Below are 12,550 nucleotides of genomic sequence, written 5' to 3' on the forward strand. Positions count from 1 at the left end.
TGCTAAACGCGTTGGGTCATCCTCTCAGCTAGCTTGCGAAAACAACCTGTTTGCAGCTAGCGCGTGAAAATGCGTGAATTGCAAACAGGTTTTTTCTTTTGGGAACATGTCAGAACACACTTTGGCAATGGGGCAGGACTTTAGTGCGTGAAAACTGCACAAATACCTGATTTCAGGGATACCCTGAAAGGGGCGCTTGGCATAATATCTGCGCCCATGATTCATCAAAACCTTCCCTTTCTTGAGCAAACGACGCTGCCTGTCCCCGTCTTGGTGGTTGAGGATGAGCCCTTGATTCAGCAACGCTTACATGGCTTATTGCTTCAGTTGGGTTATCGCGATGAAGTGTTGTCTTTTGCGGGTACGCTGCAAGCCGCTAGGGCGATTGTTGCGGCGCAGCCAGTTGCACTGGCCTTGGTGGATTTGCAATTGCCCGATGGGAGTGGGCGAGAGCTGATTTCTGAGCTGCGTGCAGAAGACCCTACTATGTCCATTTTGGTTGTTTCAGCCTGGAGCTCAGAGGATGCTATTTTGGGCGCGTTGCGCGCTGGTGCAACAGGCTATGTACTCAAAGAACGTGATGATTTTGAAGTGCTGTTCTCCATTCGCAGTGCCTTGCGCGGTGGCGCGCCGATTGACCCCTTCATTGCCCGGCGTATTTTGGAACTGCTACCCGCCCCGGCGACTCAGGCGCAAACTTCAGCCCAAATTGCAGCAGAGACAGCCGAGCAATTGAGTGAGCGAGAGGCCCAGATTTTGCGTTTGGTCGGCGATGGCTTGTCCAACCGCGAAATTGCTGAGCAGCTGTTCATATCGCGCTTTACCGTAGAAAGCCATGTCAAACGCATCTATCGCAAATTGGCTGTTTCCTCGCGTATGAACGCTGTTTTAGTGGCAAGAGAGCGGGGGATGATTGGGTGAACCTGGTACGTCAATGTGCGTTGTTGCTAGGCCTGCTGGTCATCGTCTCTTCCGCGCTGGCGCAGCAGGTGTGCGTGCCACAGGTACTTTCTGTGCAGGCCGCACCTGCGGCTGAGCAGTTGGCAAATCAACGCATTTCTGCGTGGCAGCCCATCCCAACCCGCCCTGTAGATGGGTGGATCAATGTAGCGTTGCCAGATGACTGGTCAACGCGTTGGCCGCAGCAACGTCTTGGGGTGTGGTATCGCCTGGACTGGCAGTTGGCGTGTATTAGTGGCCATTCTGACCAGGACGTCCCCGTGGCCTTGGGGATTGATGGCATAAGCATGGCTGGTGCGGTATACAGCAATGATTCGCTTCTGTGGCGCGACACGTCTTTAGTCGAGCCGTTGTCGCGCAGCTGGAACATGCCACGTTGGTGGATACTCCCGCAAGATTCTTTGCGCGATGGCATTAATACCGTGTGGGTGTACGTGGCTGGTGTGGTCGAACTCTCGCCAGGCTTGGGGCGTACGCGGGTAGATTTTGCAGACCAAGTACAGGCGATTCAGGAGAGCCATTGGTGGCGTCAACGCACTGTTTATATGCTGACGGCAGGAATGGCTGCAGCAGTGGGGGGCTTGTTTCTGGTGATCTGGCTGTTGCGCCGCAGTGAACGCGTCTTTGGTTGGTATGCGTTGGCGTCTTTGAGTTGGGCTGGTTATCTGACTACGTTGTTGCTCACATCATCATGGCCTTGGTCAAATGCACTGGCGCTGTCGCGGTTGAATATTGCGCTGTTCGTGGTCTATATAGTGGCGTTGTGCATGTTTATCTGGCGTTTTGCCGCTTGCCGCTTTCCTCGGCTCGAGCGGTGGCTATGGGGTCTGGCTGTGCTGGCGATTGGGGGTGTTGTGCTTATCCCCAGCGCAGCTGTACCGGTCGTGTTCGCGATAGTGTGGTATGGCGCAATTGCGCTGTTTTTCATCAGTGCGCTGCAGTACCAGTGGTTGATTTGGTGGCGTAAACGTCACGATCGCAGTCGTGCGCAGAAGTTGATGGCATTGTGTTTGCTATTGATTCTGGTTGTGGCCGTGCACGATACGCTACTGGTTTTGCAAATGTGGGCCCATCAGTCATCGTGGAATCCGGTCGTTGGCCCGTTGGCGACGTTGTTGATGGCATTGCTGGTTGGTTGTCGCTTGGCTGCAGGGATGCAGCGCATTGAACGCTTCAACCAAGAGTTGGAGAGCCGTGTGCAAGAGGCTCGACAAGAGCTCTCGTTGGCGCTGGGGCAAGCCCATTTGACGGCGTTAGACAATGCAAAGTTACAAGAGCGCATGAAGATTGCACATGACTTGCATGATGGAATTGGGGCGAGTTTGGTGCGCTCAATGGCGCTGGTGGAGCAGTCGTACGAAAACTTGAGCAAGGATCGCGTTTTATCTCTCTTTAGCATTCTGCGCGATGACTTGCGCCAAGTGATTGATCAAGGCTCTAGTGCGGGAGTGGTGATTCCAGATACCCCCGTTCGTTGGGTGGCTCCCTTGCGCCATCGTTTCACCCGCATCTTGGATGAGTTGGGCGTGAAGTCGACCTGGCGCGTTGAGGACCAATGGCAACAACCTTATCGGCCTAGTGCATTGCAGTGTTTGGGCTTGGCCCGACTCATTGAGGAAGCGCTGTCCAATGTGATCAAACACAGCCGCGCGCGCCATCTGCGGGTGACGGTTCGCTCAGATGGCGATATGCAGCAGCCTGTCGTGTTGGTCTTGCTTATTGAGGATGATGGAATTGGCTTCGATGTGGCAGCAGTGCGAGAGGCAGGCGTGTCTGTTGGCATGCGTAGCATGTCGGCACGTGCTGAGCGCATTGGGGCTCGTTTCAGTGTGCAGTCTGGGCTTAGTGGAACCGTTGTGACCGTGGTGACGCCATTGCAACAAAATCAGGTGCAGAGCTTTTCACCACCAGCAGGCACCATGTTGCAACCCCCGTCGACAGATCAAGGGGTTGCACTTCATTGAACGGGTGGGGTGCTTTGGTGCAGATCCAAAGCGTCTGAACACGGGCTTTGTTGGCGCTGCATTGTGTTGCCGGCAGCCTTGCCAATTTGAGTGTCATTCTTGTGAGAGTGAACTCAGCCTCATTGCACTCAAACGCGCTGAATGTCAGCACCAACGCTGCGGAGTTTGGCTTCAATGTTGTCGTAGCCCCGGTCTAAGTGGTGTAGCTCACCGACCCGGGTTTCACCTTGGGCTACCAAGCCTGCAATGACAAGGCATGCAGATGCACGCAGGTCGGTAGAACTCACCTGCGCACCACTGAGTTGTGCACTGCCCTCAACCACTGCCACTTTGCCATCCGCTTGGATACGCGCGCCCAAGCGGATGAGTTCACTGACATGCATGAAGCGGTTTTCAAAAATGGTTTCTGTGATGGTGGAAGCCCCTTTAACCACGCAATTCAATGTCATGAACTGCGCTTGCATGTCGGTTGGAAAACCTGGGTACTCAGTCGTGCGAAAGCTTTGTGCAACCAGCTCGCCCGATGCCGCCCCCGGGCTTTGCACGCGAATGCCAGAATCCAGTGATTCGATGCTGACACCCATGTCGCGCAGCTTCTCAAGTACGGCCCCCAAGTGCTTTGCACGTGCACCTTTGAGGAGGACGTTTCCGCCCGTTGCTGCCACAGCGCAGAGGAATGTGCCTGCCTCAATACGGTCAGCAACCACACTGTGCTCGCAGCCATGCAGACGTTCAACCCCCTGCACGCGGATGCGCCCGGTCCCATGCCCTTCAATGCGCGCCCCCATGGCGATGAGCATTTCAGCCAAATCAATGATTTCGGGCTCTTGCGCTGCATTGGCCAAAATCGTTTCACCCTCAGCCAATACCGCCGCCATCAACAGGTTCTCTGTGCCGGTAACGGTGACCATGTCGGTGGTGATGCGTGCGCCCTGCAGACGTTTCGCTCCACGTGGCAATGTGGCAATGATGTTGCCATGTTCTACAACTGTTTCTGCCCCCATCGCCTGTAGCCCGCGGATGTGCTGGTCTACGGGGCGAGAGCCAATAGCGCAACCGCCCGGCAAGGCGACTTTGGCATAACCAATGCGGGCCATTAATGGGCCCAACGCCAGAATGGAAGCGCGCATACTACGAACCAAGTCGTAAGGCGCTTCTGGTTCGCCCAATGTTTGGGCATGCAAGTGCACAGTGCCATCGGCATCATGGCGGGTGCGAACGCCCATGAATTCAAGCAGCTGCAGCATGGTGCGCACGTCTTGCAGGCGCGGTACATTGTGCAAGACCACTGGCTCGTCGGTCAGCAGTGCGGCACACAGCAGCGGGAGGGCGGCGTTCTTGGCACCAGAAATGGTGACTTCACCACGCAGCGTTTGACCGCCGCGAATAAGCAATTGTTCTGTGGTGCGGGACATAAGTGAAGAGACAGAAGACGAAAAGATACGCAAGCGGTTATTGAGTTTTCCACTCAGCGGGCGTGAGCGTTTTCATTGACAAGGCGTGAACCTCGTCTGTGTGCATACGATTGCCCAGGGTGGCATACACCTTGCGCTGGCGTTTGACGAGATTGAGCCCTTCGAATTCAGCTGAAACAATGGTGGCAAACCAATGGCGGCCATCGCCTTGGAGTTCAATGTGTTCGCATGCAAGGCCTTGTTCGATCAAGGATTGGAGTTCTTCTGCGGTCATGTCAATCGTGGAGTTATGCTGTAGGAAGCTGGGTTGCAATGCGCTTTAAGGGCTGTCTTGGTAAGGACGCTCTTAGGACAGATGCGCGATTATTCAATAGTTGCGTGAAGTCAACATGAAGTCTTGCTAACGACTGTCAATGCCAGTCAGGCAAAAGCCCATAGTGCGTTGTGCGCTTGTGTTCCGTTTACTCACCATTGGAGTAGTTTAGTTGCGGATTTTGTAACCTATCTTGAGCAAATGCAGCGCTAGCCAACTGGCCAGCGCCCAAGCCGAAGCGGTGATTCCCAAGCTTAGCCAAGGAGAGAAGTCGCTATGGCCCAGAAAACCATAGCGAAAGCCGTCAATCATGTAGAAGAACGGATTCAAGTGGCTGACAAATTGCCATACGGCAGGCAGTGAGTGGATGGAATAAAACACGCCGGAGAGAAACGTCATGGGCATGATTAGAAAGTTCTGGAATGCTGCCAGTTGATCGAATTTATCTGCCCATAAGCCCGCAATCACCCCCAATGTGCCTAATAAGCCCGCGCCAATGATGGCAAAGAGCAGTGCCCACATGGGGTTGACCAGTTTTAATGAAGTGAAAAAGACGGTGACCAGCATCACGCCCAAACCCACCACCACGCCACGCACGATCGAGGAGCCCACGAACGCGATATACCAGGCACGATGAGAGAGCGGGGTGAGCAAAATAAAAATAAGATTTCCTGTGATTTTGCTTTGAATCAAACTCGAGGAGCTGTTGGCGAAGGCATTTTGCAGCACGCTCATCATCACCAGTCCGGGCACTAGAAATGATGTGTAGCTCAGGTCGTTATATACCGTTACACGTCCTTCGAGTACATGACCAAAAATCATCAGGTACAGCAAGGCGGTGAGCACTGGTGCCGCAATGGTTTGAAACGCCACACGCCAAAAACGTTTGACTTCTTTGATGAGCAGCATTTGCCAGCCGCTGGCAGGTGAAGTGGAAAGTGGTTGCATGAGAAGGTGCGGGGAGTGAAGTTGCTGATACTGCGGTGCAACTGCAAGTCAGGTTCGTAGGTTTTTGGGGCTGTACATACTGCTGAATACAGGAATGTGGCAGAAGCTATTTAACGGATGGGGCTGCAGCTTAGGGGCGGGTGTTGGCTTATTCGCTTTGGCCCTCACCCATGATGGAGACAAACACATCTTCGAGGTCTGCGCGGCGAATTTCGATATCTTGCACTTGCACACCTGCCTCGCGCAGTTGTGTTAATAGGGCTTCCACATCGCCTGCTTCTTTGGCCGGGATTTGCACCACGCGGCCGGTCACCCGGGCCTTGCTTGCCAATGCTTCAGGTAAGGCCTGGTCAGTTTTGAACTGCAACACACTATGGCTGGCTGCGCTCAGTAATGTTGTTGTATCTTCCAGTGCCACGATACGCCCACGTTTAAGCATGGCGATGCGGTGGCACAAAGCCTCTGCTTCTTCCAGGTAGTGGGTGGTGAGCAGAACGGTGTGCCCTTCACGATTGAGGCGGTCAATAAAGTGCCACAGGGTTTGACGTAGCTCCACATCAACGCCAGCGGTAGGTTCGTCCAGAACAATGATGGGCGGTTTGTGTACCAATGCTTGAGCGACCAAAACGCGCCGCTTCATGCCGCCAGAGAGTTGGCGCATGTTGTGGTTGGCCTTATCTGTCAGGCCCAGGTGGTGGAGCAATTCGTCAATCCAGGCATCGTTGTGGCGGATGCCAAAGTAGCCAGACTGAAATTGCAAGGCTTCGCGTACGGAGAAGAAGGGATCGAATGCCAGTTCCTGTGGGACGATGCCAAGGCGCTGACGGGCTTGAGCATAGTCTTTTTGCACATCAAAGCCTTGCACCAAAACCTTGCCTGAGGAGGCCCTTGCCAGCCCGGCCAGGATGGCAATTAGCGAGGTCTTTCCAGCACCATTGGGGCCAAGAAGACCCAAAAATTCACCTTGACGGATATCGAGACTGACCTCATCGAGCGCCTTGAATGGCCCCGCAGGGGTTGCATAGGTTTTACTGACGGATTGGAAAGAGACGGCGGCTTGAGGCATGGATGAATAAAACAAAGCATGAAAGGCGCCGATGCAAGGTTACCGCCAGCCTTGTTCTTTGTTTCTGTGTATGTGGCAGGCCACAGGATGTGGGCTGTATTGGGGAATTCGCTATTCTAGGTGTTGCGCTGCGATCGTGCTTGCTGCATGACCAGCCTGATACCGTTGACCATTTTGTGCTGCATCAGTTGGCACTGTGGTGCGATGGCGATGACTGCCATCGTAGATTGCGCTGGCCTACTCGGCTGTAATTGCTTGCTTGGTCACAGGGTTTGAGGTGAGCGTCGATACAATGGCCGCGATTTTTCCTCTTTTCTCTGACTTATGGGACGTATATGAAAATTGCCATCCTTCCTGGTGACGGTATCGGAACCGAAATCATTGCTGAAGCAGTAAAAGTACTCAAAGCCTTGGATCTGAAGTTCGAGATGGAAACCGCTGACGTGGGCGGTACAGCGTACGCAGCCAGTGGTCATCCGCTGCCAGAGGCGACACTGAACCTGGCCAAGGCATCGGATGCTGTTTTGTTTGGCGCTGTGGGCGATTACAAATACGACAATCTGGAGCGCGCCTTGCGCCCTGAACAGGCGATTTTGGGTTTACGCAAAGAGTTGGGATTGTTTGCAAATTTTCGCCCTGCGATTTGCTATGAGCAACTCACCCACGCCTCCAGCCTGAAGCCAGAATTGGTTGCGGGCTTGGATATTTTGATTATTCGTGAGTTGACTGGCGATATTTATTTTGGTCAACCACGCGGTCGTCGTACCGCTGTTGATGGGCACTTTCCCGGCAGTGAAGAGGCGTTTGACACCATGCGTTATTCACGCCCTGAAATTGAGCGTATTGCCCATGTTGCTTTCCAGGCAGCGCAAAAACGCAATAAAAAAGTGCTCAGCGTGGACAAGGCCAATGTGCTGGAAACTTTCCAGTTCTGGCGGGATGTGGTCACTGAGGTGCATAAAGATTATCCTGATGTGGAGCTGGAACACATGTATGTGGATAACGCCGCGATGCAGTTGGTCAAGGCACCAAAAAATATTGATGTGCTGGTCACGGGCAATATGTTTGGAGACATTCTCAGCGATGAGGCGGCGATGCTCACCGGCTCGATCGGCATGTTGCCCTCAGCCAGTTTGAATGCGAAAAAACAAGGTTTATACGAGCCTAGCCACGGGAGTGCGCCGGACATTGCGGGCAAGGGGATTGCCAATCCACTGGCCACAATTTTGTCTGCTGCAATGATGTTGCGTTATTCACTAGACCAGGCTGAAGCGGCCAACCGCATTGAAGCTGCAGTGAAGAAAGTGTTGGCCAGTGGCCTGCGCACCAGCGATATTTATAGCGAAGGCACACAAAAAGTCGGTACCGTTGAAATGGGTAATGCCGTGGTGGCTGCGCTGTAATTGTGGCTCCATCAGCGGAACCTGTTCACACCTGCGATGCCAATATGGTGGGTGTGAGCGGGTCTCGGTTTTGACGAAAGTAGGCTGTGATGACAACCGATGCTGTGGCGGCGTTGCTTGAGGACATTCGTGTGTTGGGCGAAAACCAGCATCAATTGGTGCAGACTGTACGAATGCATCTTTGCCACCTTTTTCCTGCGATCAAGGAGGAGGTGAAGTATGGCGGCATCGTGTTTTCGCAGGATGGACCGTTTTGTGGTGTGTATGCCTATACACAGCATGTTTCTGTGGAATTGAGTCAGGGTGCGAAAATCCGCGACGCATGGGGATTTTTGCAGGGTAGTGGGCAATTTCGGCGGCACCTCAAATTGCGGTGTATGGCGGATGTCGCGCAACAGCATTTGGATGACTATCTTTTGTTGGCGTATCAGGCGACCAAACATTGAGATGCAGGCCTTCTGGTTTTCAGAGTGCGCACGCTGCGTTATGTTGCGGTGCCATTAAAGCGGGTTTGGTGGGCGCTGTTTTGCTTTTTCTCCTGCCCATGAAGGCGCTGGCTTGCTGCTGCGCCATGGCATTACAAAAAAGGCATTAACGCACACTATGAATCGCTCACAAAGTAGTAGCGCTCCTTCTGATTTATCTGTCAGCGAAGCCATTACGCAGCTGCTGGCAAGTATGGACAAACCGTATTTCACTGCGCGTGAATTGGTGGCCATGATGGGAGATAAAGGGCTGTTGATGGTTTGTGCATTGATGACCTTGCCCTTTCTGTTTCCTGTCTCCATTCCGGGTGTCTCAACCGTTTTTGGCTTAGCCATTTTGTTGATTGCACTGTCCATTAGTGTCGGGCGACTGCCTTGGCTCCCTGCCTTTGTTGCGGATAGGCGCTTGGATGCGGCCAAGCTTAAACCTGTGCTCAAACGTGGCGTGGCAATTTTGAAAAAACTCGATCGTGTTTTGCGCCCGCAGCGTTTACGTGCGTTGACGGTCGGATTCATGAACAACCTCAATGGTGCCGCGATTATGTTTGCGGCTGTATTGTTGATGCTGCCTTTGGGCTTAGTGCCTTTTTCCAATACTTTGCCAAGTATTGCCATTTTGTTGCTTGCATTGGGGATCAGCCAGCGCGATGGTGTGGTCGTGTTGGGCGGTTATCTGATGATTGCAGGCACTTTGGCTTACTTTAGCTTTCTGGCCTGGGGCGCTTGGCGTGCCGGTAGCCATTTCTTTGCATAAATCAATACCAAACGAGTACACCATGAATCGTGCGTTAGAAATGGAAGTATTTGCCGCTGTTGTTGATGCCGGCAGTTTTGTGGGGGCAGGTGATGTATTGAGCATGTCCAAGGCCGCCGTCTCCAGACATGTGGATGCATTGGAGCGTCGTTTGGGCGTGCGATTGATGCAACGCACCACCCGGAGGCTTTCCTTGACGCAAGAAGGGGCAGGTTTTTACCACCACTGCAAAGAAGTGCTGGCCGTGATGGATGCGGCTGAAGCTGAGGCCTCATCCAAGGTGCTGGAGCCTTCAGGCATTGTGCGCATCAATGCACCAGTATCGTTTGGGATTCGTTATCTGACGCCTGTATGGGAGCAACTGCTCAAGCGCCACCCTAAGATTGACATTGAGTTGTCTCTCACAGATCGCGTGGTCGATTTAATTGATGAAGGTGTGGACTTGTGTGTGCGTATTGGTGAGTTGACTGACTCTTCTTTGGTCAGCAGGCGTTTTGCCAGCACCAAAGTGGTGGCAGCAGCATCGCCAGCCTACTTGCGCGAATATGGTTGCCCGCAAACGCCTGACGATTTGCGCCAGCACCAAATCATTTCTTACCGCAATTGGACTGGGCCAGGCCGGGATGAGTGGGCCTTTAGGCCCAAAGAGGGTGGGGCATGGCAAACCGTGAAATTGGCATCTCGCGTTTTCAGTAATAGCGGCGATCCGTGCAGACAACTGGCTTTGAGTGACGCTGGTATTGTCTTTCAGCCTGATTTTCTGATTGGGGACGATCTGCGCGCAGGCACGTTGGTGCATGTGTTGCCTGAATACGATTACGAACGCAGTGAATTGGGCATTTATGCGGTTTATCCTAGCCGCAAGCAATTGCCGCAAAAGGTACGTGCTTTGGTCAATCTCTTGGTAGAGAGCTTTGCGACGGTGCCATGGGCGCGTGCTGAAGACTTGTCTGCGCCAGCTGTCTCAGCGCCTAAAATAGCGCCTTCAAGTCGCCGCACCAAGGCAGCGACATCACAAGAGAAACAACCATGATTACTTTGGCCCTCTCCAAAGGGCGAATTTTTGAGGAAACTTTGCCGCTGCTTGCCGCCGCTGGCATTGAAGTTCTCGAAGATCCGGAAAAATCCCGCAAACTCATTTTGCCGACCAACCGTGCCGATGTGCGCGTGGTGTTGGTGCGCGCCAGCGATGTGCCTACCTACGTTCAGTTCGGTGGCGCTGATATTGGTGTTGCAGGTAAAGACGTGTTGATTGAGCATGGAGGAGAAGGCCTCTACCAACCGTTGGATTTGAAGATCGCCAAGTGCCATGTGAGTGTGGCCGTGCCCGCAGGTTTTGACTATGCCTATGCGGTGCGCCAAGGCGCTCGTCTACGCGTGGCCACTAAATACACCGCCATTGCGCGTGAGTTCTTCGCACAAAAAGGTGTGCATGTGGATTTGGTCAAGCTATACGGCAGCATGGAGCTGGCGCCTTTGACCGGTATGGCCGATGCGATTGTGGATTTGGTCTCTACCGGCAATACGTTGCGTGCCAACAATTTGGTTGAGGTGGAGCGCATCATGGAGATCAGTTCGCAATTGGTTGTTAACCAGGCGGCATTGCGCCTCAAACAAGCCCAATTACGCCCGCTTATTGACGTGTTTGCGCAGGCTTCTCCAAAAAACTGATATACCGTTGCAGCTATTGAGCCAAGTCAGGCAATCAGTGGCACGGTACAAACAATGCCTTTCATAGTATGCGCTGCTGCCAAGCGCATGACTTTTCATAGATCCACACCATGACCTTCCAAGCACGCCCATTGCGTTTATCGACGCAGCAAGACGATTTTGAAGCCCAGTTCCAAAAGCGATTGCACTGGTCTGCAGAGACAGATACCGAGATTGAGCAGCGCGTTGCAGACATTCTCAAAGCGGTTGCGCAAGAGGGTGATGCTGCCGTGCTGGGCTTTACCGCACGTTTTGATGGATTGCCTGCCACTTCTGTAGTGCAGTTGGAACTAACACAAGCGGAATTGAAAGCGGCCTTTGATGGCTTGCCTGAACAACAGCGAAACGCCTTGCAGCAAGCTGCAGCGCGTATTCGTAGCTACCACCAGGCACAAAAGAAGGCTTCTGGCGAGAGCTGGTCGTACCGCGATGAAGATGGCAGCTTGTTGGGGCAAAAAGTCACTCCTTTGGATCGCGTTGGTATTTACGTGCCGGGCGGCAAAGCCGCCTATCCTTCCAGCGTGTTGATGAATGCCATTCCTGCCAATGTTGCCGGTGTGCAAGAGATCATCATGGTGGTGCCCACCCCGCGTGGGGAAAAAAATCCTTTGGTATTGGCTGCAGCCTATGTGGCAGGTGTCAGTCGTGCGTTCACTATTGGCGGTGCCCAAGCGGTTGGTGCTTTGGCCTACGGCACCGCCACTATTCCCAAAGTGGACAAAATCACTGGCCCCGGCAATGCCTATGTTGCCAGTGCGAAAAAACGCGTTTTTGGCTTGGTTGGCATTGACATGATTGCAGGGCCCAGCGAAATTCTGGTGCTTGCCGATGGCTCCACACCTGCCGATTGGGTCGCCATGGACTTGTTTTCTCAGGCAGAACACGATGAGCTCGCGCAAAGCATTTTGCTGTGCCCAGATGCGGCCTACATTGATGCCGTTCAGGAGGCCATTGATCGCTTGTTGCCGACCTTGCCGCGCGCGGAAATTATTGCCAAGAGCTTGAATGGGCGAGGCGCCTTGATTCATACCCGTTCTATGCAAGAGGCCTGTGAGATCAGCAACCGCATTGCTCCGGAGCATTTGGAGGTATCCAGTCACGAACCCCACCGTTGGGAGCCGGCGCTGCGCCATGCGGGAGCTATTTTCTTGGGAGCCTATACCAGCGAGAGTTTGGGCGACTATTGCGCAGGCCCAAACCATGTATTGCCTACAAGCGGAACAGCCAGGTTCTCTTCCCCTTTGTCCGTGATGGATTTCCAAAAGCGCAGCTCTATCATTGAAGTAAGTGCGGATGGCGCCCAAAAGCTCGGGCCTATTGCCCATATTTTGGCTGAGGGTGAAGGGTTGCAGGCCCACGGGCAAGCTGCGGTTTTGCGCTTGCGCTGAACAACAAGAGTTGAAAAAAAAGAAAGGCACCAAAAAGGTGCCTTTTATTTTTTTGTTTTTGATATCCGTTGTAGTTCGTTTTTTTAGGTTGGATTCGCCATGGTATTTTTTCTGACACTAGGTGCATTTGGCGAGTTTGTCTCC

At 53.3% G+C, this 12,550-nt stretch carries 12 protein-coding genes; 8 read left to right on the forward strand and 4 right to left on the reverse strand.

Going from position 1 to position 12,550, the window contains the following annotated elements; all coding sequences use genetic code 11:
* The first annotated feature begins 216 nt into the window (after positions 1-216).
* Both E9531_RS02195 and E9531_RS02200 read left to right on the forward strand, forming a co-directional pair.
* Positions 217-921, forward strand: coding sequence for a LuxR C-terminal-related transcriptional regulator (locus tag E9531_RS02195; RefSeq protein WP_136572078.1), 705 nt, complete (start codon positions 217-219; stop codon positions 919-921).
* Positions 918-2,924 carry a sensor histidine kinase gene (locus tag E9531_RS02200; RefSeq protein WP_136572079.1) on the forward strand — a complete coding sequence of 669 codons (2,007 nt, stop codon included), beginning with the start codon at positions 918-920 and terminating at the stop codon, positions 2,922-2,924. Before E9531_RS02195 ends, E9531_RS02200 begins: the two co-directional genes overlap by 4 nt.
* 128 nt (positions 2,925-3,052) lie before the next feature.
* Here E9531_RS02200 and murA read toward each other — a convergent pair whose 3' ends face one another.
* The 4 genes from murA to E9531_RS02220 all read right to left on the reverse strand — a co-directional run bounded on the left by murA (position 3,053) and on the right by E9531_RS02220 (position 6,666).
* Positions 3,053-4,339 (reverse strand): UDP-N-acetylglucosamine 1-carboxyvinyltransferase, encoded by a 1,287-nt coding sequence (gene murA / locus E9531_RS02205; RefSeq protein WP_136572080.1) that lies wholly within the window; start codon positions 4,337-4,339, stop codon positions 3,053-3,055.
* 37 nt (positions 4,340-4,376) lie between these two features.
* Entirely contained in the window at positions 4,377-4,613 is a 237-nt protein-coding gene (locus E9531_RS02210; protein ID WP_136572081.1) for a BolA family protein, read from the reverse strand.
* Between the two features lie 207 nt (positions 4,614-4,820).
* Positions 4,821-5,600 carry an ABC transporter permease gene (locus E9531_RS02215; RefSeq protein WP_136572082.1) on the reverse strand — a complete coding sequence of 260 codons (780 nt, stop codon included), beginning with the start codon at positions 5,598-5,600 and terminating at the stop codon, positions 4,821-4,823.
* Positions 5,601-5,748: 148 nt separating this feature from the next.
* Positions 5,749-6,666 (reverse strand): ABC transporter ATP-binding protein, encoded by a 918-nt coding sequence (locus tag E9531_RS02220; protein WP_136572083.1) that lies wholly within the window; start codon positions 6,664-6,666, stop codon positions 5,749-5,751.
* 335 nt (positions 6,667-7,001) lie between these two features.
* Between E9531_RS02220 and leuB the strand changes: the two genes are divergently transcribed.
* The 6 genes from leuB to hisD all read left to right on the forward strand — a co-directional run bounded on the left by leuB (position 7,002) and on the right by hisD (position 12,406).
* Positions 7,002-8,069 (forward strand): 3-isopropylmalate dehydrogenase, encoded by a 1,068-nt coding sequence (leuB, locus tag E9531_RS02225; protein ID WP_136572084.1) that lies wholly within the window; start codon positions 7,002-7,004, stop codon positions 8,067-8,069.
* An 89-nt stretch (positions 8,070-8,158) separates the two neighbouring features.
* The gene (locus E9531_RS02230; protein WP_136572085.1) at positions 8,159-8,515 is read left to right on the forward strand and encodes a DUF1801 domain-containing protein; all 357 of its coding nucleotides are present in this window, start codon (positions 8,159-8,161) and stop codon (positions 8,513-8,515) included.
* A 157-nt stretch (positions 8,516-8,672) separates the two neighbouring features.
* A complete protein-coding gene (locus tag E9531_RS02235; RefSeq protein WP_136572086.1) occupies positions 8,673-9,308 on the forward strand; it encodes an exopolysaccharide biosynthesis protein in 636 nt (211 codons plus the stop codon).
* Positions 9,309-9,330: 22 nt separating this feature from the next.
* Positions 9,331-10,341 carry a LysR family transcriptional regulator gene (locus E9531_RS02240; RefSeq protein ID WP_136572087.1) on the forward strand — a complete coding sequence of 337 codons (1,011 nt, stop codon included), beginning with the start codon at positions 9,331-9,333 and terminating at the stop codon, positions 10,339-10,341.
* Positions 10,338-10,979 (forward strand): ATP phosphoribosyltransferase, encoded by a 642-nt coding sequence (gene hisG, locus E9531_RS02245; RefSeq protein ID WP_136572088.1) that lies wholly within the window; start codon positions 10,338-10,340, stop codon positions 10,977-10,979. Before E9531_RS02240 ends, hisG begins: the two co-directional genes overlap by 4 nt.
* Positions 10,980-11,089: 110 nt before the next feature.
* Positions 11,090-12,406 (forward strand): histidinol dehydrogenase, encoded by a 1,317-nt coding sequence (hisD, locus tag E9531_RS02250; protein WP_136572089.1) that lies wholly within the window; start codon positions 11,090-11,092, stop codon positions 12,404-12,406.
* The last annotated feature ends 144 nt before the right edge of the window (positions 12,407-12,550 follow it).

Origin of the sequence: Lampropedia puyangensis (assembly GCF_004833285.1) — a bacterium.
GTDB lineage: Bacteria > Pseudomonadota > Gammaproteobacteria > Burkholderiales > Burkholderiaceae_C > Lampropedia > Lampropedia puyangensis.

Bases quoted from the DNA above. Each gene is read 5' to 3' on its own strand.
- E9531_RS02220 (WP_136572083.1), bottom strand. From the start codon at position 6,666: ATGCCTCAAGCCGCCGTCTCTTTCCAATCCGTCAGTAAAACCTATGCA.
- E9531_RS02235 (WP_136572086.1), top strand. From the start codon at position 8,673: ATGAATCGCTCACAAAGTAGTAGCGCTCCTTCTGATTTATCTGTCAGC.
- hisD (WP_136572089.1), top strand. From the start codon at position 11,090: ATGACCTTCCAAGCACGCCCATTGCGTTTATCGACGCAGCAAGACGAT.
- leuB (WP_136572084.1), top strand. From the start codon at position 7,002: ATGAAAATTGCCATCCTTCCTGGTGACGGTATCGGAACCGAAATCATT.
- E9531_RS02195 (WP_136572078.1), top strand. From the start codon at position 217: ATGATTCATCAAAACCTTCCCTTTCTTGAGCAAACGACGCTGCCTGTC.
- murA (WP_136572080.1), bottom strand. From the start codon at position 4,339: ATGTCCCGCACCACAGAACAATTGCTTATTCGCGGCGGTCAAACGCTG.
- E9531_RS02210 (WP_136572081.1), bottom strand. From the start codon at position 4,613: ATGACCGCAGAAGAACTCCAATCCTTGATCGAACAAGGCCTTGCATGC.
- E9531_RS02240 (WP_136572087.1), top strand. From the start codon at position 9,331: ATGAATCGTGCGTTAGAAATGGAAGTATTTGCCGCTGTTGTTGATGCC.
- E9531_RS02230 (WP_136572085.1), top strand. From the start codon at position 8,159: ATGACAACCGATGCTGTGGCGGCGTTGCTTGAGGACATTCGTGTGTTG.
- hisG (WP_136572088.1), top strand. From the start codon at position 10,338: ATGATTACTTTGGCCCTCTCCAAAGGGCGAATTTTTGAGGAAACTTTG.
- E9531_RS02215 (WP_136572082.1), bottom strand. From the start codon at position 5,600: ATGCAACCACTTTCCACTTCACCTGCCAGCGGCTGGCAAATGCTGCTC.